The following is a 20,941-nucleotide window of genomic DNA, read 5'->3' as shown; positions in this document are numbered from 1 at the left end:
CCCGGACGAGCTTCAACACTGCAAGGAGCCGCACCTGTGAGCAGTGCCGACGACCTGACTACGAGCGCCACGTCGACCAGTAGTGAGCTGCGCGCCGACATCCGCCGGCTGGGCGACCTCCTGGGCGAGACCCTCGTCCGCCAGGAGGGCCCCGAGCTGCTGGAACTCGTCGAGAAGGTGCGCCGCCTCACCCGTGAGGACGGCGAGGCCGCCGCCGAACTGCTGCGCGGCATCGAACTGGAGACCGCCGCCAAGCTGGTGCGCGCCTTCTCCACCTACTTCCACCTGGCCAACGTCACCGAGCAGGTGCACCGCGGCCGCGAGCTGCGGGCCCGGCGCGCCGCCGAGGGCGGCCTGCTCGCCCGTACCGCCGACCGCCTCAAGGACGCCGACCCCGAGCACCTGCGCCAGACCGTCGCCAACCTCAATGTGCGCCCGGTCTTCACCGCCCACCCCACCGAGGCCGCCCGCCGCTCGGTGCTGAACAAGCTGCGCCGGATCGCCACCCTTCTGGAGACCCCGGTCATCGAGGCGGACCGCCGCCGCCACGACACCCGTCTGGCCGAGAACATCGACCTCGTCTGGCAGACCGACGAACTCCGGGTGGTGCGCCCCGAGCCCGCCGACGAGGCCCGCAACGCCATCTACTACCTCGACGAACTGCACGCCGGCGCCGTCGGCGACGTCCTGGAGGACCTGACGGCGGAGCTGGAGCGCGTCGGCGTCCGGATCCCCGACGCCACCCGCCCCCTGACCTTCGGCACCTGGATCGGCGGCGACCGCGACGGCAACCCCAACGTCACCCCCCAGGTCACCTGGGACGTCCTGATCCTCCAGCACGAGCACGGCATCAACGACGCCCTGGAGCTCATCGACGAGCTGCGCGGCTTCCTGTCGAACTCCATCCGCTACACCGGCGCCACCGAGGAGCTCCTGGAGTCCCTCAAGGCCGACCTGGAGCGGCTGCCGGAGATCAGCCCCCGCTACAAGCGCCTGAACGCCGAGGAACCGTACCGCCTCAAGGCCACCTGCATCCGGCAGAAGCTGGAGAACACCAAGACCCGCCTGGCCCGCGGCATCCCGCACGAGGACGGCCGCGACTACCTCGGCACCAGCGAACTGCTCAAGGACCTGACCCTGATCCAGAGCTCGCTCAGGGAACACCGCGGCGGCCTGTTCGCCGACGGGCGGATGGACCGCACCATCCGCACGCTGTCCGCGTTCGGCCTCCAGCTCGCCACCATGGACGTCCGCGAGCACGCCGACGCCCACCACCACGCCCTCGGCCAGCTCTTCGACCGCCTCGGCGAGGAGTCCTGGCGCTACGCCGACATGCCCCGCGACTACCGGGCCAAGCTGCTCGCCAAGGAGCTGCGCTCCCGCAGGCCTCTCGCGCCCACCCCGGCGCCCGTCGACGCGGCCGGGGAGAAGACCCTCGGGGTGTTCCAGACGGTGAAGCGGGCCCTGGAGGTCTTCGGGCCCGAGGTCATCGAGTCGTACATCATCTCGATGTGCCAGGGCGCCGACGACGTCTTCGCGGCCGCGGTGCTGGCCCGCGAGGCCGGGCTGCTCGACCTGCACGCCGGCTGGGCCAAGATCGGCATCGTGCCGCTCCTGGAGACCACCGACGAGCTCAAGGCCGCCGACACCATCCTGGAGGACATGCTCTCCGACCCCTCCTACCGGCGCCTGGTCGCGCTGCGCGGGGACGTCCAGGAAGTCATGCTCGGCTACTCCGACTCCTCCAAGTTCGGCGGCATCACCACCAGCCAGTGGGAGATCCACCGCGCCCAGCGCCGCCTGCGCGACGTCGCCCACCGCCACGGCGTGCGCCTGCGCCTGTTCCACGGCCGCGGCGGCACCGTCGGCCGCGGCGGCGGCCCCTCCCACGACGCGATCCTCGCCCAGCCCTGGGGCACCCTGGAGGGCGAGATCAAGGTCACCGAGCAGGGCGAGGTCATCTCCGACAAGTACCTCGTGCCCTCCCTGGCCCGGGAGAACCTGGAACTCACCGTCGCCGCCACCCTCCAGGCCTCCGCCCTGCACACCGCGCCCCGCCAGTCCGACGAGGCCCTGGCCCGCTGGGACGCCGCCATGGACGTGGTGAGCGATGCCGCCCACGCCGCCTACCGCAGGCTGGTCGAGGACCCCGACCTGCCCACCTACTTCCTCGCCTCCACCCCGGTGGACCAGCTCGCCGACCTGCACCTGGGCTCCCGGCCCTCCCGCCGCCCCGGCTCCGGCGTCTCCCTGGACGGACTGCGCGCCATCCCCTGGGTGTTCGGCTGGACCCAGTCCCGCCAGATCGTGCCCGGCTGGTTCGGCGTCGGCTCCGGACTCAAGGCCCTGCGCGAGGCGGGCCTGGACACCGTGCTCGACGAGATGCACGAGCAGTGGCACTTCTTCCGCAACTTCATCTCCAACGTCGAGATGACCCTCGCCAAGACCGACCTGCGCATCGCCCGCCACTACGTCGAGACCCTGGTCCCCGCCGAACTCCAGCACGTCTTCGCCGACATCGAGGCCGAGCACGAACTCACCGTCCGCGAGGTCCTGAAGATCACCGGCGAGGACGAACTCCTCGACGCCGCCCCGGTGCTGAAGCAGACCTTCGCCATCCGCGACGCCTACCTGGACCCGATCTCCTACCTCCAGGTCACCCTCCTCAAGCGCCAGCGCGACGCGGCCGCCGCCGGCGAACAGCCCGACCCGCTGCTCGCCCGCGCCCTGCTCCTCACCGTCAACGGCGTCGCCGCCGGACTGCGCAACACCGGCTGACCCTCCCGAACAGAAAGAAGCGGTGCCCCCGAGTCGTCAGGGGCACCGCTTCTTGCTGTGGCGTCAGGCCCTGCGCCGCCTGACCACGAGGTAACCGCCCGCCGCCATCAGCGCGGCGGCGAGCCCCGAGAGCAGGCCGACGGGAGCGCCGTTGCCGGTCTCGGCGAGGTCACCGGTGGAGCCCTGCGCGGAAGCGGAGGAAGAGGCCGACGGCGACGCCCCGGCCCCGGCGGACTCACTGGGGTCGGCGCTGGACCCGGCGCTCGGGGAGGCGGACTCGCTCGCACCGGGCGTGCCGGAGGCCGACGCGGTGGGCGTGGCCGTACCGCCGCCACCGCCTTCCTCCGCCGCGCAGTCCGTCCAGAACACCTTGTGCTTGGCGGCCTGGGACATCTCGCCCTCGAAGTTCCAGAACAGCTTGTAGTGCCCGTCGGGCAGCGACAGGTCCTCCGTACGGCCGTGGCCGTCCTTGTCCAGCGTGATCTCGCCGGACTTCACGGTCGTGCCCTGCACGTCGGCCGTCGGGGCCCACGCCTCGATGTGCCAGTCGACCTCCTGGACGGCGTCGAAGCCGAAGGCGTCCAGGTAGAAGGTGCAGACGTGCGGCTCGTTCTTGCGGAGCTCTTCGCCGGTGGTGGCGTCGTGGATCTTCACGGTCCCGTTGTCACCGGGAGGCGTGGCATGGGCGGCAGGGACGACCAGGAAAGCCGCCGAGGCCACGGCGGACAGGACGCCGAAGCGGGTGAGGGTGCGCATGGGGCAGTAATCCATCTTCGAGAGTGAAACGGGAAGATGTGGAGGGGGCGGCTCAGCATCCAGCGATCACTGACCTCTGGTCAATCACGAACAGACAACACTCACTTTCTCCACAGGAGCGGAGCACGGCGAAAGCCGTCAGACGGTCACGAAAGCCGCCGTGAGCAGCGCGACCCCCGACCCCGCCAGCACCCACGCGAGCCGCGTCCGGCGCAGCCCGCCCGCCACGACCACCGACGCGAGCAGCAGCGCCCCGCCCATCGGCACCCAGGAATAGAGCACCCCGGCGGGCCCGGACCGTACGACGTCATCGCTGCCGGGCTTCACGACCACCGAGTAGGTCCGCCCCTTCCGTACCGCCACCGTCTTCTCGATGACGACCCGGTCCCGCGCCTCGGACCCGTGCGACAACGGCGTGTACGGCCCGCTGCACACGTCCCGCGCACACCGGGCCACCTCCATCGTGCCGCGCTCGCGCCCCTTGGTCAGCATCACGTACTGCGCGCTGCCCCAGGACGCCCACACCCCGGCGATCAGGATCACCAGCGCGATCGTGCCCATCGACGCCAGCTGCCCGAAGCGCAGCGCGGCGGTCGAGGTCTGGCGGGCGGCTCGACGGGAGGCGGCGGCGGTGGCAGGCATGGCCGGGATCATTGGCCATGGCCTTGCCCGAAGTCAATGCGGGTCAGGATCCGCGTCCACGCGGACTACGAGTTGTACGTGCTCTGTGCCCGCTCCAGACCCTCGATCACCAGAGCCTCCACCGCGTCGGCCGCCCGGTCCACGAAGTAGTCCAGCTCCTTGCGCTCACTGGACGAGAAGTCCTTCAGCACGAAGTCCGCGACCTGCATACGCCCCGGAGGGCGCCCGATCCCGAACCGCACCCGGTGGTACTCCGCCCCGAACGCCTTCGTCATCGACTTCAGCCCGTTGTGCCCGTTGTCCCCGCCACCCAGCTTCAGCCGCAGCACACCGAAGTCGACGTCCAGCTCGTCATGGACCGCCACGACGTTCGCGACCGGCACCTTGTAGAAGTCCTTCAGCGCGTTCACCGGCCCGCCCGACAGGTTCATGAACGACATCGGCTTCACCAGCACCACCCGCCGGTTCGCCGGACCGGGCGGCCCGATCCGCCCCTCCACGACCTGCGCCTGCGCCTTACCGGCCCGCTTGAACCGGCCCCCGACCCGCTCGGCCAGCAGATCGGCCACCATGAAGCCCACGTTGTGCCGATTGCCCGCGTACTCGGGCCCCGGGTTCCCGAGGCCGACGATCAGCCAGGGGGCGTTGGCGGGGGTAGTCACGTCCATCTCTCCTCTGCACATGGCGCAGCCGCCGCCCCCTGGACAGGGGCGGCGGCTGGAGCGTACATCGCTACCGCACGGCCGGGCGGCGCCGGGGAAGCGGCGGCCCGGCGGCTACGGCCGGACCGCTGCTCAGGCCTCCGCGGACTCGTCGCCCTCGGCGGCCTCGCCCTCGGACTCCTCGGCCTGCGCGGCCAGGACCTGCAGGACGACGGTGTCCTCCTCGACAGCCAGCTTGGTGCCCTTGGGCAGCGGGATGTCCTTGGCGAGGATGGAGTCGCCGGCCGTCAGACCCTCGATGGAGACGGTGACGGACTCGGGGATGTGCGTGGCCTCGGCCTCGACCGGAAGCGCGTTCAGCACGTGCTCCAGCAGGTTGCCGCCCGGGGCCAGCTCGCCCTCGGTCTGGACGAAGATCTCGACGTTGACCTGCTCGCCGCGCTTGACCAGCTGAAGGTCGACGTGCTCCAGGAAGCCCTTGATCGGGTCACGCTGCACGGACTTCGGGATCGCCAGCTCGTTGGTCTTGCCGTCGATGTCCAGGGAGATCAGGACGTTCGGCGTACGCAGCGCCAGCAGCAGGTCGTGGCCCGGAAGGGTCAGGTGCAGCGGGTCGGAACCGTGACCGTACAGAACACCGGGAACCTTGTTGGCACGGCGGATACGGCGGGCGGCACCCTTGCCGAACTCGCTGCGGGTCTCGGCGGTGAGCTTGACCTCGGACATGCGGATCACTCCTCGTAGAAAGAGAACGGACGTGGTCACCCGGCCACGAACGGCCTGCTACGAAGAGCGCGTCGATAACGGACCGCCGCATCCATGGATACGGCCTCCCTCGCCGAGCAACTGGGGCAGTCTACTCGGCGCGGAAGGCCGTAGGAAAATCGATCATGCAGAAGCGTTTTACGGCGTACCGGCGCGCTTACTGCTCGTCGAAGAGGCTGGTCACGGAACCGTCCTCGAACACCTCACGCACCGCGCTCGCGATCGTCGGGGCGATCGACAGAACCGTGATCTTGTCCAGGTCACGGCCCAGCTCGCCCGGCGTCGGCAGCGTGTTCGTGAACACGAACTCACTCACCCGGGAGTTCTTCAGCCGGTCCGCGGCCGGACCGGACAGCACACCGTGCGTGGCCGTCACGATGACGTCCTCCGCGCCGTGCGCGAACAAGGCGTCCGCCGCCGCGCAGATCGTGCCACCGGTGTCGATCATGTCGTCGACCAGGACACACACCCGGCCCTTGACCTCACCCACGACCTCGTGGACGGTCACCTGGTTCGCCACGTCCTTGTCACGCCGCTTGTGCACGATCGCCAGCGGCGCGCCCAGCCGGTCGCACCAGCGGTCCGCGACCCGCACCCGGCCCGCGTCCGGAGACACCACCGTCAGCTTGTTCCGGTCCAGCTTCCGGCCCACGTAGTCCGCCAGCAGCGGCAGCGCGAACAGGTGGTCCACCGGACCGTCGAAGAACCCCTGGATCTGGTCCGTGTGCAGATCCACGGTCAGGAGGCGGTCCGCACCCGCCGTCTTCATCAGGTCCGCGATCAGCCGCGCCGAAATCGGTTCACGGCCACGGTGCTTCTTGTCCTGCCGCGCGTAACCGTAGAACGGCACGATCACGGTGATGGAACGCGCCGAAGCCCTCTTCAGCGCGTCGATCATGATGAGCTGCTCCATGATCCACTGGTTGATCGGAGCCGTGTGGCTCTGGATCACGAAGCAGTCCGCACCACGTGCCGACTCCTGGTAACGGACGTAGATCTCACCGTTGGCGAAGTCGAAGGCCTTCGTCGGGACGACCCCGACACCCAGCTGCTGGGCGACCTCCTCGGCAAGCTCGGGGTGGGCGCGGCCGGAGAAGAACATCATCTTCTTCTCGCCGGTCGTCTTGATCCCGGTCACAGCACTGTCTCCTCAGAGGTGTCACAGCTGGGTGCCGACAGACCGCGCCGCTGGGCGCGACGGGCCTTCTCAGCTGGTGGGTGCGGGTGTGCACTTATCACGGTACGACGACTTCGGCGCACCTGTTTCCGGTCAGCCCTCACTCGAGCCCTCCCGGGAAGCCGCCTCGGCAGCCTTCGCCGCCGCGCTCCCCGGACGCTTCCGGGCCACCCAGCCCTCGATATTCCGCTGCTGGCCACGGGCCACGGCCAGCGAACCGGGCGGTACGTCCTTCGTGATCACCGACCCCGCGGCGGTGTACGCGCCGTCCCCGACCGTGACAGGCGCCACAAACATGTTGTCCGAACCCGTACGGCAATGCGACCCGACCGTCGTGTGGTGCTTGTCCTGACCGTCGTAGTTCACGAACACGCTCGCGGCACCGATGTTCGTGTACTCACCGATCGTCGCGTCCCCCACATACGAGAGATGCGGGACCTTCGTCCCCTCCCCGATGGAGGCGTTCTTCGTCTCCACATACGTGCCGATCTTGCCCTTGGCGCCCAGCCGGGTGCCCGGGCGGAGATAGGCGTACGGCCCGACGGTCGCACCCGCACCGACATGGGCGCCGTCGGACACGGTGTTGTCGACCCGGGCGCCCGCGTCGACGACGGTGTCCGTCAGCCGGCTGTTCGGGCCGACCTCGGCACCCTCGCCGATGTGCGTGGCACCGTGCAGCTGCGTCCCCGGGTGGACGACCGCGTCCTGGCCGAAGGTGACCGTCACGTCCACCCACGTGGTCGCCGGGTCGACGACGGTCACACCGGAGAGCATGGCGGCGGTCAGCAGCCGGTCGTTGAGGATCCGCCGCGCCTCGGACAGCTGCACCCGGTTGTTGATCCCGGCGATCTCACGGTGATCCGCGGCCACCGAGGCCCCGACCCGGTGCCCGGCCTCGCGGAGAATCCCCAGAACGTCCGTGAGGTACTCCTCGCCCTGCGAGTTGTCCGTGCGCACCTTGCCCAGCGCGTCCGCGAGCAACTGCCCGTCGAACGCGAACACCCCCGAGTTGATCTCCCGGATCGCCCGCTGCGCCTCCGAGGCGTCCTTGTGCTCGACGATCCCGGTCACGGCACCGGAGACCTCGTCCCGCACGATCCGCCCGTACCCCGTCGCGTCCGGCACCTCGGCGGTCAGCACGGTGACCGCGTTGCCGTCCGAGGAGTGCGTGGCGGCAAGGGCGTTGAGCGTCTCACCGGTCAGCAGCGGGGTGTCCCCGCACACGACCACGACGGTCCCCTCGACGCGGCCGCCCAGCTCCTCGAGCGCCATCCGCACGGCGTGCCCGGTGCCGTTCTGCTGCGCCTGCACGGCCGTTCGTACGTCGGCGTCGGTGTCGGCGAGATGAGCGGTCACCTTCTCGCGCGCGTGCCCGACGACCACGACGAGGTTCTCGGGGTCCAACTCGCGGGCGGCGGCGAGCACATGCCCCACGAGGGTGCGGCCACAGATCTCATGCAGGACCTTGGGTGTGGCCGACTTCATACGGGTGCCCTCACCCGCTGCGAGAACGACGACGGCTGCCGGGCGAATGGCGCTCACGGGATGCCCTTCGGCTGTGGAGGGGGTGGGGTGACATCCGCAGGATACCGGGGCGTTTCGTGGGGGACATGGGAGCGGGCCCTGACAGTGCGGTCAGGGCCCGAACAGAGTGTGGCTCCCCCGCCAGGACTCGAACCCGGACAGATGGCACCAAAAGCCACAGTGCTGCCAATTACACCACGGGGGAACAAGTTCGACTAAACCGGACATTTAGTCAGGTCGCCGAGTGGCGGCTCCTACTATGCCGTACCAGGCGCCCTCCATGCGACGGTACAGATCGGCGCCCTGTCGGACGGTGATGCCGGCCCAGCGCATACCGTCCGGGCGGAATGTGATCTTCCGGGCTCGAACGGTGGGCGATTCAGCAGTTCGAGGGATATCGGGCGGTTTCGTGGTCGATCGGTCACTCAAGGTGGTGTAGGCCAGTCGTCGAAATGCGCCGGAAAACCTCGCACCGCCGAACGTAGGCTGGAGGCATGACCACGACGGGGGAAGACACCACCGCGGCTCAGACGGGGCCGTGGTGGTGGGCACGGTGGCGTAGTGCGGTGCTGGACGTGGGCCTCGCGTCGGCGTCCGCGGTGGAATGTGCGTTCGAGGGGATCCGGTTCGCGCAGGACGCGGGGATCCCGACGGCCGCGGGGATCGTGTTCGGCGTACTCGCGGGCTCCGTGCTGGTCGTCCGGCGCAAGTGGCCGATCGCCGTCGTGCTCGTGAGCATCGCCATCACGCCCGCCCAGATGGGCTATCTGATGGGCATCGTCGGCCTGTACACGCTCGCCGCGTCCGAGCTGCCGCGCCGCATCATCGGCTCGCTGGCGGGGATGTCACTGGTCGGGATGCTGATCGTGATGTTCGTGCGGGTGCGGCAGGACATGGCGCACGGCGAACTGGACCTGGGCGACTGGTTCGTGCCCTTCGCGTCGATCACGACCGCGATCGGGATGACCGCCCCGCCCCTGCTGCTCGGCCTGTACGTGGGGGCCCGGCGCCGGCTCATGGAGAGCCTGCGGGAGCGGGCCGACGACCTGGAGCGGGAGCTTCAGCTGCTCGCCGAGCGGGCCGAGGAGCGGGCGGAGTGGGCGCGGGGCGAGGAGCGGACCCGTATCGCCCGGGAGATGCACGACGTCGTGGCGCACCGGGTGAGTCTGATGGTGGTGCACGCGGCCGCGTTGCAGGCGGTGGCCCGGAAGGATCCCGAGAAGGCCGTGAAGAACGCGGCGCTGGTGGGGGACATGGGGCGGCAGGCGCTGACCGAGTTGCGGGAGATGCTCGGGGTGCTGCGCAGTGGGGACGGTTCCGGGCGGCAGGAGCGGGCGGCGGTTCCGCTCGTCGCGGTGGGGGTGGCGGCGGCCGCGGCGGCCTCGCGGGTGGTGGACGAGGCGGACGGGCCCTGTCTGGACGATCTGGAGGCGCTGATCGGGCAGTCCGCGGAGGCGGGGATGGCCGTGGATCTGTCGGTGGAGGGTGAGGTGCGCTCGTATGCGGCGCAGATCGAGCAGACGGCGTTCCGGGTGGTGCAGGAGGCGTTGACGAACGTCCACAAGCACGCGGCGGGCGCCAAGACGCATGTACGGCTGGCGCACCGGGTGTCGGAGATCGCGATGCAGGTGGAGAACGAACCGCCGCCGGAGGTGTCGGCGCTGGCGTCGGCCCGGTTGCCGTCGGGGGGCAACGGTCTGGTGGGGATGAAGGAGCGGGTCTCCGCGCTGGGCGGGGTGTTCGTGTCGGGGCCGACGGAGGCGGGGGGTTTCCGGGTGTCGGCGGTGATTCCGGCGGCGTAGGGCGCGGCGGTCAGCCCGCGGTGAGGCGGGCCGGTGCGATGCCGGAGACGAGGCCGGCGAGGGCCTGGTCGATGTCGGGGCCGAGGTACCAGTCGCCGGTGTGGTCGAGGGCGTAGACGCGGCCCTCGGTGTCGATGCAGAGGATGGCCCCGGTGTCGGTCTCGGCGCCGAGGGGGCAGACCTCGGTGTCGAGGGCGCGGCCGAGGTCGGCGAGGGTGCGGGCCATGTGGAGGCCGTGCAGGGGGTCGAGGTGGAGGTGGGCGGGGGCGACCTGGCGGCCGGGGCCGGTGGGGGTCAGGTGCAGTCCGCCGAACTCGGCCCAGGCCTCGACGGCGGCGGGGAACACGGCGTGCCGGTGTCCGGCGGGTGAGGTGTGTTCGCGCAGGGTGTCGGCCCAGATCTCGGCCTGTTTTATGTCCCAGCGTCCGGGCTGCCAGCCGGCGGCGCGCAGGGCGGCGTCGACGGGGACGGGAAAGCGGGTGGTGCCGGTGCGGTCGGGGTGCATCTGCCCTTCGCGTTCGTCGAGGTCATGGGTGGGCGCCGGAGTGCGTGGGGCGCCGTCGTGCGGGTCGTACGACAGGGGGTGGGGGGTGTCAGCCGCCGTTCGCCGTCGGGTCGACGATGCGTACGCCGAAGTGGGCGCTCAGGGCGGTGCAGGCGCGGCAGGGGGCGGCGAAGCTGCCGTGCAGCGGGTCGCCGTCCTCGCGGATGCGGCGGGCGGTGAGTTTGGCCTGCTTGAGGGCGCGGCGGGCCTCGCCGTTGGTCATCGGCTTGCGGGCGGCGCGCTTGCTGCGGGCGGCGTCGGCGGCGGCGATGTGCCGGGATATGAGCATGGTCTCGGCGCAGCGGCCGGTGAAGCGGTCGCGCCGGTCGCTGGGGAGGGTGTCGAGGAAGTCCTGGACGAGCGGGTGCAGCGGTGGGGCCTGGTCGCCGCGGGCGGCGGTGGAGGTGAGGGTGGCGCCGCGGACGGAGAGGGCGGCGGCGACGGTGGGCAGTATGCCGTCGCGGCGGTGGCGGAGGGCGGGCGCGTGGGGTCTTTCGGCGCTGCTCCAGCCGATGCGGGGATCGCCGCCCAGACCGGTGTGCGGGCCGGTGTGAGGGCCGGTGTCCGTGCCGGTCGTCCTGCCCGTGTGCGGCCCTGGGTGCGGTCCCGTCTGCGTCGTGTTCATGATCGTCATCCCCTCCCGAGCATCCCCCGGACGTCACAGACTGCCAAATGGCGTGGCTGGTGCGGAAGCTGGGGCGGTGCGACACGCCCGCGTTCGGGCGGGCTGTCACGGCGGGGTGACGGCTGGTCACGGAAGCGGAGGGGGGCTGGCCGGTGCCCGGTGACCGGTGTCGTCGTACCGCATAGGCTGTCGGCACCGCGATCCAAGTGGTCGCCGCGATGCGCGCGGTTGACGCGTGGAGACGGACGAGACAGTCGATACGGCGCGTGGCGGCCCTGCATTGCCGAAGGGGTCGCCGCGGGTCGTACCAGAGCGCCGCAGGGGGCTTTCGCCATGACGACAGGTCGGCTCGGGCAACAAGCCGCGCCGCCGAACGCGGCCTACGCCGGGCAGGTCGTGCATTTCCCGGATCCGGTCCGGGCCGCGCGTCATCCCAGAGGGGTGCGGGTGGACGAGCATGGCTATCCCGACTTCTCGCCCTACGCGCGTGCCGCCGCGGAGATCGCCGAGCCGCCGGAGGGTTTCGGGGTCGACGAGCTGCGGCTGACGGACTATGTGTCGGCGAACGCGGCGCTCGCGGCGACCGGTCACGCGTTGTGGGACACGGTGCCCGCGGTGGCGACACCGCACGGCTGGACGTGGCATCACGTGGTGAACTCGCGGCGGCTGGAGCTGATCCCGGTCGAGGTGAAGGCGCTGCTGCGGCATCACGGCGGGATCGCGACGACCCGTGTCGACCAGAACAAGCGGGGGACGCGGCCGTTGCAGGAGACGCGTCCGGCGCACTTCGGGCTGCCGAAGTCGGCGGTGGCGGTGACGGAGTCGCAGGTGCAGGGGGTCGAGGAGGACCTCGGCTACCGGCTGCCGGGCGCCTACCGGTCCTTCCTGAAGGCGGCGGGCGGATCGGCGCCGGTGGGGGCCGCGCTGGACGCGGAGTTGGGCCTCCTTGTGGACCAGCCGTTCTTCACGGTGCGGGACGAGGCGGCGGTCAACGACCTCGTGTACGTCAACAAGTGCCTGCGGGACCATCTGACGAAGGACTACCTCGGTGTCGGGTTCGTCCAGGGCGGTCTGCTGGCGGTGAAGGTGAAGGGCGAGGGGATCGGTTCGGTCTGGTTCTGCGCCTACGACGACGCGCGCGACGTCGATCCCTCGGTGCCGCCGGCGGAGCGGGTGCGGCGGCTGTTGCTGCCGTGCGGTGAGGACTTCGACGTGTTCCTGTCCCGACTGGCCGGTAATCCGCCGGAGTTGGAGACGGTGGCGAACCTGATGGTGGACGGCGGTTTCGCGCGGTCCGTGCCGGTGGCTGGGGAGTGAGCTGACCGATGGTGACGTTCGCGCAGGCGCAGGAGCGCGCGGAGGAGTGGATCAACGGGGACGTTCCGGCGTACCAGCACCGTGAGGTGCGGGTGCGGGAGTTCGACCTCGGGTTCGTGGTGTGGGCCGAGGACCGTGCGGACGGTCCGCGGTCGGACGGGGGCGCCCAGCGGCTGGTCATCGCCCGGGACAGCGGGGAGGCCACGCTGTGGCCCTCGTTGCCGGTGGGTGAGGTGATCCGCCGCTTCGAGGAGGAGTACGGGCGGGGGGAGGACGGGGGTGGTGACGCGGGGGGTTCGCCGACCGCGTCCCGGGTCGATCTGAACCAGACGTCGTTCCTGCTGACGCCGCCGGAGTGGTTGCAGGACGCGGCGGACAAGTTGGGGATCGGGGGCGACGGGGGCGCCGCCGGTGGGGCGGGGGGTGCCGGGTCCGGGTCCGGGTCCGAGTCCGGTGCGGATTCGGGTACGGCGTCGGGGGTGCCTGCGGGGGCGCGGCCTTGGACGGGGACCGACACCAACGGGGGTGAGGACCTCTCCGTCGCGTTGCCGGACACGGTGTTCTCGGCGCCGGTGAGCGAGGGGGACGAGGGGACGGAGGAGGGGGCCTCGTCGGCTTCCTCGGTTTTTTCGGCTTCCTCGGTCTCGGAGATCGTGGAGGTGTCGGAGGACGCGGAGGACTCGGAGGGCCCGGAGGTCTTGGACTCCAGGACCGCGCGGATTTCGGGGGGCGGGAGGGGGTCTGAGGCTCCTGGGGTGCCTGATGCTCCCAGGCCCGCGCCGAGTGCCGGGGACATCGCCGATGTGGCCACCAGCAAGCTCGCGCCTCCGTCGCGGGGGCCGGCCGGCGGATCGACTCCGCCGCCTCCCCCGGGGGCGCCCGGTACGCCGGGGGGCGGGTATGTGCCCACCCAGTTCGTGTCGGCGCCGGGCGTCGAGGGGCCCTCGGGTTCCGGGGCGGCACAGTCTCCGGGGCCGCCGTCGGCTCCCGGTGCTCCCACTCCGCCTCCGCCTCCGCCGGGTGCTCCGGGTGCGTCGGGAGGACCTGGTGGTTCAGGGTTCCCGGGTGCCGTCGGGGGGCCGGGTGGGGCTGGTTCGCCGCAGTCGCCCGGGGCTTCGGGTGCGCCGGGTGCCGGTGCTACGCCGCAGTCTCCCGGCGGTCAGGGTGCGTCACCGTTCCCGGGCGCTCCCACTCCGCCCCCGCCGGGTGCTCCGGGCGGGCCTGGTGGTCCGGGGTTCGCGGGCGCCGGTGGTGTGCCGCAGTCTCCTGGCGGCCCGGGTGGGTCCCACTTCCCGGGTGCGCCGGGAGGGGCTGGTGCTTCTGGGAACCCGGGTGCCCCTGGGGGGCCGGGCGGATCCGGCGTTCCGCAGTCACCTGGTGCTCCGGGGGCTCAGGGTGGGTCTGGCGCTCCGCATCCGCCCGGTGCTCCCGGTGTGCCAGGGACCGGTGGTGCGCCGCAGTCTCCTGGCGGACACGGTGCTCCGCATTTCCCGGGTGCTCCGGGGATGCCAGGAGTTGCCGGCACGCCTCAGCCTTCTGACGGCCGGGGTGCTCCGCAGTTTCCGGACGCGCCGGGCACCCCTGGTGCGTCCGGCGCTCCCCAGCCCGCCGGTGCCCCCGGGGCACCGCAGCCTCCCGGGGTGCCCGGAATCCCCCGGACCGCGCCCGGAGCCGTGCATCACGCGGAAACCGTGTTGTCGTCGCCCCCGGTGGGCGGCCCCGGCATGCCTCCGCCGCCGCAAGCTCCCGGCACTCCCGGCGCACCGAACACCTCAGGCTCTCCTGGTGCCCCTGGTGCCCCTGGTGCCCCGGGCTTTTCCGGGGTCACCGGCGCCCCCGCTGCTCCTGGCGCCGCCCCGGGCGCTCCGCAGCCGATGCCGCCCGGCGCGACGCCGCCCCCGCCTCCGGGCGCCGTACCGTTCCCGGGCCCGGTACCACCGCCCGGACAGCCGGCGCCGGGGCACCCCGCGCCGGGCCAGACCGCATCCGGGCACCCCGCCCACCCCCCGGCCTACGGCTACCCCCAGCAGTCGCAGCCCACCGTCGGCCCCGGGTATCAGGCAGTCCTCCGGTACCGCGCGCAGGACGGGTCGGAGCAGCAGTTGATCCGGCGATCGGCGCCGGGGACCCCGCACCCGGAGTGGCAGATCTTCCACGAGCTGCGCGGCATGAACGTGCCGCCGGACCAGGTGCTGGAGCTGCACACCGAGTTGGAGTCCTGCGAGCTGCCGGGGGCGTACTGCGCGCGGATGATCCGGGAACAGTGGCCGCAGGCGCGGATCGCGAGCATCGCGCCGTACGGCACGGATCACGCGAGCCGACAGCAGGGCATGCAGCAACTGCTCGCGCACCAGGGCGAGTTGCACCAGGTGGCCGACGGCCCGGCGCGCCCGGCGCCAGTGCGCGCCCCCTTGCCGCCGGTCCAGGCCGCGCCGCCGATCCCGCCGGAGGGCGTGGCGCAGGAGCTGGCCGGGGCTTTCGGTCCCGGGATCTTCCGGTTCGAGCAGGTCGCGGTGGACCGGCAGGGCGTGCCGCCGGTCGTCGCGCACTCGCTGGTCGTGGCGGGGCTGCCGTTGGACATGGGCCCGTTCTTCTGGGCGCAGGCCCAGCCGGGGCGCCCGGTGCCGACGCTGGCGGAACTGGCTGTGGAGCGCGGTGTGCAGCCGGCCTCCGACGCGGGCTCGTACCTCGTCATGGGCAGCGACTTCGGCAAGGCGATCTGTGTGCAGTACGGCACGGCGAACATCGTCGCCGTACCCGTGGAGGCCGGGCCGGGCGGTGCGCCCGTACCGCCGCAGTTCGTGAACACGGGCCTGCCCGAGTTCCAGCGCTGTCTGGCCCTGCTCGGCCGGATGTGGCGGCTCCGCTTCGGCCTGAACCAGGAGCAGGCGGGCCGCTGGACCGTCGACTTCCAGGCCCAGCTCGCCTCGCTCGACCCGGCGGCGCTGGGTTCGCCGGAGAGCTGGTGGTCGGTGCTGCTGGAGCAGATGTGGGACGGGCTGCTGTGACGCCCCGCCGCCGCTGAGCGGCGCGCGTACGTGAAGGGTCGGACCCGGTCACACAGGACCGGGTCCGGCCCTTCGTCGCGTACCCCCACTGAAGTGACGCTCCATGGCGACCCGCGACGACCGTGACCTGTGCGCGGAGTGTCGCGTTATGAACATTTCCGTCCGATACATCAAGATGTGCGCGAAATCATCATTTCGCGTCCTTTTGTGTAGTTTTGGCGGAGAGGGGTTCCAGGATGAGCAGCGCACCGGTGTCGCCCCAGGGGTTCGTGGCCGTACGGGGGCGCGGCTACCGCCCCGAACAGGTCGACGCGTACGCCGCCGCCCTCTCGCGGGACCGGGACTCCGCCTGGGAACGGGCCGCCCGGCTCACCGTGCTCGCCAAGGAGATGGAAGCCGAGGCGGTGCACCTGCGGGAGGTCGTGGCGGCGCTGGCCCCGCAGGCGTACGAGAGTCTCGGCGAGGGTGCGCGGCGGCTGTTCGAGCTGGCCCAGGAGGAGGCCGCGGCCGTTCGGGAGGGGGCGCGGGAGGAGGCGCGTCGCCTCGCGGACGAAGCGCGGGCGCACGCCGACGGCGTACGGGATGCCGCGCAGGCGCACGCCGACACCCTGCGCGCCGACGCGGACGAACGGGCCCGTCAACTGCTGCTGGCCGCGCGCGCCGAGGCCGATGAGATCCGCGTCACCGCCCGGCGTGAGCTGAAAGAGGGGCGCGGGGAGGCGCTCGCCGCGCTGCGTGACGTACGCCAGCGCACGATCGCGATGCTCGCCGAGCAGGCCAGGGAGCACGCGGAACGGTGGGCCGGGGTCGAGCGGGCCGACGAGAAGCGGGCGGCCGAGGCGGACGCCCGGTGCGCCGAACGGATCGCGCGCGCGGAGGCGGCACTGTCGGAGGCCGAGCGCGGGTTCGCGGAGGCGGAGGCGTCGGTGGGCCGGCGCGAGGAGGACGCACGCGCGCGTGCGGCGGAGATCCTCGCGCAGGCCCGGATGCGGGAGGAGCGGATCGCCCGGGAGACGGAACGGGTGCTGCGGGAACACGGAGAGCGCTGGGACGAGGTCCAGGCGCAGATGGCCCACGTACGCAGCAGCCTGACGGCGCTTACGGGGCGGGCGGCGCCGTTGGAGTGACAGGGGTGTGCCCGGGGTGGGTTCTGGGGGCCCTTCAAGGAGCGTGAGTGCACCCACCCAGGGGCGCGGGGAACTGCGCGAGCAGCCCCCACAGGCCCGCACCCGACACACGGCCCCCACAGGCCCGCACCCGACACACACGACCCCGGCCCTCACCCCCTTCGTACCGCCCCCGCCAGAATCCACCCCTCCACCGCCTCGTACTGCCGCCGCTGCTCCTCCGCCTTCCGCCGCCCGGAGACCACGCTCCCCAGCCACCCGAACAGGAACCCCGCCGGTACCGAGACCACCGCCGTGGTCGTGAACGGGAACCAGCTGAAGTCGGCCTCGGGGAACGCGGACACAGGGGATCCGGAGACGAGGTTCGTGCCCGGCATCAGCACCAGCACGGTCAGCGTGCCGCCGATCAACGTGCACAGCAGCCCCGTTCGCGTATAGCGCCGCCAGAAGAGGGTGTAGACGAGCGCGGGGGCCAGCGCGGACGCGCCGACGCAGAAGGACAGGATCACCAGCGGCTGGAGACTGCGGTGCTGGATCAGCGTCGCGAGGAAGATCGTGGGGACGCCGACCGCCAGCGCGGACACCCGGGCCAGCAGGATCTCGCGGTGCGCCGGCATCGACCGTGCCCTCGCCGCGAACACGTCGTGGGCCAGGGAGTTGGCGCAGGCGAGGATCATGCCGGAGACGGAGGCGAGCAGGGTGAGGAAGAGCGCCGTGGTGACCGTGGTGAACAGGAAGGTCTCCCCGGCCGACACCTCGGGCCCGAACGCCGCCCGGGAGCCCAGCAGATACGCCGTGTTGCCCTGCGGGTCGGCCCCGGCGATCACCGTCCGCCCGATCATCGCCGTCGCCCCCACCCCGACGACCGTGATGACCAGGACGAACACGGCCACCGACGACACCGCCCAGGACATCGAGCGGCGTACCTGACGGGCGCTGGAGGCGGTGTACATGCGCATGGTGACGTGCGGCAGACACGCCCCGCCGATGACGACCGCGAGTTGCGCGGTGATCATGTCGACGCGCGGATACGGTCCGGCCGCGAACTCCAGCCCGGGTTGCAGGAAGCCGGACCCCACCCCGCTCTGCGCGGCCGCCGTGTCGAACAGGGTGGCGGGGTTCCAGTCGAACCGGTTCATGACCAGTACGGCGACCACGGCGCCCGAGCCGAGGAGCATGACCATCTTCAGGATCTGGATGAGGGCGGTGCCCTTCATGCCGCCGATGGCCGCGTAGCTGATCATCAGGATGCCGAGGCCGATGATGAAGCCCGTCTTCAGCGAGTCGCCGGAGAACCCCAGGATGAACGCCAGGAGTTGGCCGGCGCCGGCGAGCTGCACCAGCATCAGCGGCATCAACGCGGCGAGGGTGACCAGGCAGGCGGCGATGCGCACCCCGCGGCCCGGCATCCGGCGTGCGAGTGCGTCGCCCATGGTGAACCGGCCCGCGTTGCGCAGGGGTTCGGCCAGCAGGAACATCAGCAGCATCAGGGACAGGGCCGTGCTGAGCGCGAGGACGATGCCGTCGTAGCCGTACAGGGCGATGACCCCGCCGGTGCCGAGGACGGTCGCGGCGGAGATGTAGTCGCCCGCGATGGCGAGGCCGTTGCGCATGGCCGACAGGGAGCTGTAGCCGGTGTAGAACTCGTCGAGGTCGTCGCCGTCCGGGCCGGTCATCACGCACAGCAGGAGGGTGACGGTGGCGACGGCGGAGAACGCCACCAGGCTCATCGCCTGCGCGGAGTCGCTGAAGCCGGTCATCGCGCCCCCGCCCCACGCCTGGCGTCCACCTCGGACTGCTTGCGGATGCGGTCCGCGAGCGGGTCGACGTAACGGCGCGCGGTGTGCTCGTACACGGCGATCGCCAGCCAGGTGACGGGCAGTTGGAGCAGGGCGAGGAGCAGTCCTGTGGGCAGTCCGTCGGTGACGCTGCTCGCCATGAAGGACGGCGCGTACGCGGACAGGACGAGGAAGAGCGTGAAGTAGCCGAGGGCGGTGAGCGTGGCGGTGCGCCGCTGCCAGCGGTAGGCGCTGCGCAGGATCCGCAGGTCGCTGTGGTGACCGAGCGGGGAGCGGTCGAAGGCGCGGTGCGGGGCCGGTTCGGGCGGCGGGGCGGGGGGCTGCCAGGGGTAGGTGGGGTGCGGCTGTGACGGGTTGTAGGACATCCCGTTGCTCCTTGCGTGGCTCGGGCCCGACGCGGCGGACCGCAGGGAGTTGGGGGGTGGGCGGGGGAGCGGAGCCCCGCACGTTACTCGTCGGTTCGGAGTTGTACAGCCCTTTTGACAAACTGATCGGTCGGTATGCGCTTACTTCTCTGACCTGCGGTGTTACCCCCGTTAACTCAGACTTTTGATCGCGCCGGAGCGTGCTCGGACCCTCACTTCGGGTGCATGAAGCGCCAGTCGTTCACCGCTCCTCGAGGACCGGGAAGCGGCGCGGCGCCAGGAACAGCAGCACCGCGAACGCCAGTGCCGCCGCGCAGCCCGCGCCCACGTACACCGCGTGCACCGCGTCCGCGATGGCCGCGCGGGTCGTCTCCGGGGCCGTACCCGCGTCCAACGCGCGCGTGACGGAGTCGAGGTCGCTCGCGCCGCCCAGGCGGCTCGCCAGCACGCCGTTGGCCACCGCGCCGAAGACCGCCGCGCCCACCGTCTGGCCGGTCTGGCGGCAGAAGAGGACGGAGGCCGTGGTCGTGCCGCGTTCGGCCCAGCCGACCGTCGACTGGACCCCCACGATCAGGGGGAGTTGGAACAGGCCCAGCGCGGCGCCCAGGAGCAGCATCACCAGGGTCGGCTGCCAGGCCGCCCCCGGGTAGGGGAGGAAGGGGAACGCGAAGAGGATCAGGGCCGCCGTACCGATGCCCAGCATCGCCGTGTTGCGGAAACCGATGCGCCGGTACACGTGCTGGCTCAGCGCCGCCGACACCGGCCAGCTCAGCGTCCATACGGACAGCACGAATCCGGCGGCGACCGGGGCGAGACCGAGCACCGACTGGGCGTACGTCGGCAGGAAGACCGTAGGGGCGACCATGAGCAGGCCCAGGGCGCCGAGCGCCAGGTTCACCGCGGCGATGGTGCGGCGCCGCCACACCCAGCCGGGGATGATCGGTTCGGCCGCCCGGCGCTCGATCAGGACCACGGCGGCCGCCAGGGCAAGACCCGTGCCGAACAGGGCCAGTGACGGCCACGACAGCCACGCCCACGCCACCCCGCCCTGGACGAGCGCCGTCAGCAGCACGCCCCCGCAGGCGAACACCGCGAGCGCGCCCGCCCAGTCGACACGCGCACGCGTGGAGCGCGCTTCCCGGACCGGCTCGTGCAGGTACCGGACGATCAGCCACAGGGCCACCGCGCCGATGGGCAGGTTGACGAGGAAGATCCACCGCCAGTCCGCGTAGGCGGCGAGCACCCCGCCGATCCCGGGCCCCGCGACCGCCGCCACCGCCCACACCGTGGACAGCTTGGCCTGGATCTTCGGGCGCTCCTCCAGCGGGTACAGGTCGGCGGCGAGCGTCTGGACCGTGCCCTGAAGGGCCCCGCCGCCCAGGCCCTGCACGATCCGGAACGCGATCAGCGCCCCCATGTTCCAGGCCACCGCGCACAGCAGCGAGCCGAGCAGGAACACCGCCGAGCCCGCGATCAGCACCGGCTTGCGCCCGAAGGTGTCGGACAGCTTGCCGTACACCGGCAGCGTCACGGTCACGGCCAGCAGATAGCCGGAGAACAGCCAGGAGAAGACGGAGAAGCCGCCCAGGTCGCCGACGATCTGCGGGACCGCCGTGGAGACGATGGTGGCGTCCAGGGCCGCGAGCGCCATCGCGAGCATCAGGGCCGCTACGACCGCCCCGCGCCGGTTCGTGGAGACGTGCGCCGCGGTCCCACGTATCGACGGCTTCGTGTCGTCCACGCGGATTCCTTCCCCCTGCACCTATCTGCCGGCGACCACTCTCCCACTTGCCCCTCACGCGGCGGCAGGGTGCAGTCTCGCCGGGGCGGGGGTGGAGCCGACCCCTAGATCGTCTCCACCTGTCGGTGGACTGCCCCTAGGGGTACCTCCGCACTACGGCTGGGGGAGGGTTCGTACCGCCGGAGGAGGAGAAGGCCCGGGGGGCGTCCTTAACCTGGCTTTACGCCGCTGGGGAGCGGTGGGGGAGGGGCGACCGGATGGGCGGGGGTGGGGTTTTCCCCCGCAGAAGAGGGTGCTGAGCACCAGCGC

At 71.7% G+C, this 20,941-nt stretch carries 16 protein-coding genes and 1 tRNA gene; 5 read left to right on the top strand and 12 right to left on the bottom strand.

The window, feature by feature from the left end; all coding sequences use genetic code 11:
- The first annotated feature begins 36 nt into the window (after positions 1 to 36).
- A complete protein-coding gene (gene ppc / locus ACFYZ8_RS35395) occupies positions 37 to 2,778 on the top strand; it encodes a phosphoenolpyruvate carboxylase (RefSeq protein ID WP_389050790.1) in 2,742 nt (913 codons plus the stop codon).
- A gap of 63 nt (positions 2,779 to 2,841) precedes the next feature.
- Here ppc and ACFYZ8_RS35390 read toward each other — a convergent pair whose 3' ends face one another.
- The 7 genes from ACFYZ8_RS35390 to ACFYZ8_RS35360 form a co-directional block, all read right to left on the bottom strand.
- Positions 2,842 to 3,534, bottom strand: a complete 693-nt coding sequence (locus ACFYZ8_RS35390) for an LPXTG cell wall anchor domain-containing protein (protein ID WP_388541006.1) — start codon at positions 3,532 to 3,534, stop codon at positions 2,842 to 2,844.
- A gap of 138 nt (positions 3,535 to 3,672) precedes the next feature.
- Entirely contained in the window at positions 3,673 to 4,188 is a 516-nt protein-coding gene (locus tag ACFYZ8_RS35385) for a hypothetical protein (protein ID WP_359035712.1), read from the bottom strand.
- Positions 4,189 to 4,241: 53 nt separating this feature from the next.
- Positions 4,242 to 4,844: an aminoacyl-tRNA hydrolase gene (pth, locus tag ACFYZ8_RS35380; protein WP_388541004.1), complete on the bottom strand. Its 603-nt coding sequence runs from the start codon at positions 4,842 to 4,844 to the stop codon at positions 4,242 to 4,244.
- A gap of 126 nt (positions 4,845 to 4,970) precedes the next feature.
- Positions 4,971 to 5,564 (bottom strand): 50S ribosomal protein L25/general stress protein Ctc, encoded by a 594-nt coding sequence (locus ACFYZ8_RS35375; protein WP_359035708.1) that lies wholly within the window; start codon positions 5,562 to 5,564, stop codon positions 4,971 to 4,973.
- Positions 5,565 to 5,760: 196 nt separating this feature from the next.
- Positions 5,761 to 6,741: a ribose-phosphate diphosphokinase gene (locus tag ACFYZ8_RS35370; RefSeq protein ID WP_359035706.1), complete on the bottom strand. Its 981-nt coding sequence runs from the start codon at positions 6,739 to 6,741 to the stop codon at positions 5,761 to 5,763.
- 132 nt (positions 6,742 to 6,873) lie between these two features.
- The gene (gene glmU, locus ACFYZ8_RS35365) at positions 6,874 to 8,322 is read right to left on the bottom strand and encodes a bifunctional UDP-N-acetylglucosamine diphosphorylase/glucosamine-1-phosphate N-acetyltransferase GlmU (RefSeq protein ID WP_388541000.1); all 1,449 of its coding nucleotides are present in this window, start codon (positions 8,320 to 8,322) and stop codon (positions 6,874 to 6,876) included.
- Positions 8,323 to 8,434: 112 nt separating this feature from the next.
- Positions 8,435 to 8,509, bottom strand: a tRNA-Gln gene (locus tag ACFYZ8_RS35360).
- 289 nt (positions 8,510 to 8,798) lie between these two features.
- On the opposite strand from ACFYZ8_RS35360, the gene ACFYZ8_RS35355 reads away from it, so the two are divergent.
- On the top strand, positions 8,799 to 10,106 hold the full coding sequence (locus ACFYZ8_RS35355; protein WP_359035702.1) for a histidine kinase: 1,308 nt from the start codon (positions 8,799 to 8,801) through the stop codon (positions 10,104 to 10,106).
- Positions 10,107 to 10,116: 10 nt separating this feature from the next.
- Here ACFYZ8_RS35355 and ACFYZ8_RS35350 read toward each other — a convergent pair whose 3' ends face one another.
- Positions 10,117 to 10,611, bottom strand: coding sequence for an SUKH-3 domain-containing protein (locus ACFYZ8_RS35350; RefSeq protein WP_388540997.1), 495 nt, complete (start codon positions 10,609 to 10,611; stop codon positions 10,117 to 10,119).
- 88 nt (positions 10,612 to 10,699) lie between these two features.
- Positions 10,700 to 11,284 (bottom strand): YwqJ-related putative deaminase, encoded by a 585-nt coding sequence (locus tag ACFYZ8_RS35345; protein WP_388540994.1) that lies wholly within the window; start codon positions 11,282 to 11,284, stop codon positions 10,700 to 10,702.
- A gap of 324 nt (positions 11,285 to 11,608) precedes the next feature.
- Here ACFYZ8_RS35345 and ACFYZ8_RS35340 point away from each other — a divergent pair, with 324 nt between their 5' ends.
- The 3 genes from ACFYZ8_RS35340 (at position 11,609) to ACFYZ8_RS35330 (ending at position 16,727) form a co-directional block, all read left to right on the top strand.
- Entirely contained in the window at positions 11,609 to 12,592 is a 984-nt protein-coding gene (locus ACFYZ8_RS35340; RefSeq protein ID WP_388540992.1) for an SMI1/KNR4 family protein, read from the top strand.
- Between the two features lie 8 nt (positions 12,593 to 12,600).
- Positions 12,601 to 15,600: an SUKH-4 family immunity protein gene (locus ACFYZ8_RS35335; RefSeq protein ID WP_388540989.1), complete on the top strand. Its 3,000-nt coding sequence runs from the start codon at positions 12,601 to 12,603 to the stop codon at positions 15,598 to 15,600.
- 236 nt (positions 15,601 to 15,836) lie between these two features.
- On the top strand, positions 15,837 to 16,727 hold the full coding sequence (locus tag ACFYZ8_RS35330) for a cellulose-binding protein (protein WP_388540986.1): 891 nt from the start codon (positions 15,837 to 15,839) through the stop codon (positions 16,725 to 16,727).
- 152 nt (positions 16,728 to 16,879) lie between these two features.
- Here the strand turns inward: ACFYZ8_RS35330 and ACFYZ8_RS35325 are convergent, their stop codons facing one another.
- From ACFYZ8_RS35325 to ACFYZ8_RS35315, 3 genes are all read right to left on the bottom strand, one after another.
- Positions 16,880 to 18,487 carry a cation acetate symporter gene (locus ACFYZ8_RS35325; protein WP_359035690.1) on the bottom strand — a complete coding sequence of 536 codons (1,608 nt, stop codon included), beginning with the start codon at positions 18,485 to 18,487 and terminating at the stop codon, positions 16,880 to 16,882.
- Positions 18,484 to 18,891: a DUF485 domain-containing protein gene (locus ACFYZ8_RS35320; protein WP_359035688.1), complete on the bottom strand. Its 408-nt coding sequence runs from the start codon at positions 18,889 to 18,891 to the stop codon at positions 18,484 to 18,486. Before ACFYZ8_RS35320 ends, ACFYZ8_RS35325 begins: the two co-directional genes overlap by 4 nt.
- A 241-nt stretch (positions 18,892 to 19,132) precedes the next feature.
- A complete protein-coding gene (locus tag ACFYZ8_RS35315; protein ID WP_388540982.1) occupies positions 19,133 to 20,632 on the bottom strand; it encodes an MFS transporter in 1,500 nt (499 codons plus the stop codon).
- Positions 20,633 to 20,941 lie beyond the last annotated feature (309 nt).

This window comes from Streptomyces sp. NPDC001668 (assembly GCF_042893155.1).
In the GTDB taxonomy this organism is placed as follows: Bacteria; Actinomycetota; Actinomycetes; order Streptomycetales; family Streptomycetaceae; genus Streptomyces.
Note: the sequence above shows the minus strand (reverse complement) of the source record. Positions and strands in the feature narration are given on the sequence as shown.

Coding starts and splice junctions, on each gene's coding strand:
- ACFYZ8_RS35390 (WP_388541006.1), bottom strand. CDS start 3,534: ATGCGCACCCTCACCCGCTTCGGCGTCCTGTCCGCCGTGGCCTCGGCG.
- ACFYZ8_RS35385 (WP_359035712.1), bottom strand. CDS start 4,188: ATGATCCCGGCCATGCCTGCCACCGCCGCCGCCTCCCGTCGAGCCGCC.
- pth (WP_388541004.1), bottom strand. CDS start 4,844: ATGGACGTGACTACCCCCGCCAACGCCCCCTGGCTGATCGTCGGCCTC.
- ACFYZ8_RS35375 (WP_359035708.1), bottom strand. CDS start 5,564: ATGTCCGAGGTCAAGCTCACCGCCGAGACCCGCAGCGAGTTCGGCAAG.
- ACFYZ8_RS35355 (WP_359035702.1), top strand. CDS start 8,799: ATGACCACGACGGGGGAAGACACCACCGCGGCTCAGACGGGGCCGTGG.
- ACFYZ8_RS35350 (WP_388540997.1), bottom strand. CDS start 10,611: ATGCACCCCGACCGCACCGGCACCACCCGCTTTCCCGTCCCCGTCGAC.
- ACFYZ8_RS35345 (WP_388540994.1), bottom strand. CDS start 11,284: ATGACGATCATGAACACGACGCAGACGGGACCGCACCCAGGGCCGCAC.
- ACFYZ8_RS35340 (WP_388540992.1), top strand. CDS start 11,609: ATGACGACAGGTCGGCTCGGGCAACAAGCCGCGCCGCCGAACGCGGCC.
- ACFYZ8_RS35335 (WP_388540989.1), top strand. CDS start 12,601: ATGGTGACGTTCGCGCAGGCGCAGGAGCGCGCGGAGGAGTGGATCAAC.
- ACFYZ8_RS35330 (WP_388540986.1), top strand. CDS start 15,837: ATGAGCAGCGCACCGGTGTCGCCCCAGGGGTTCGTGGCCGTACGGGGG.
- ACFYZ8_RS35325 (WP_359035690.1), bottom strand. CDS start 18,487: ATGACCGGCTTCAGCGACTCCGCGCAGGCGATGAGCCTGGTGGCGTTC.
- ACFYZ8_RS35320 (WP_359035688.1), bottom strand. CDS start 18,891: ATGTCCTACAACCCGTCACAGCCGCACCCCACCTACCCCTGGCAGCCC.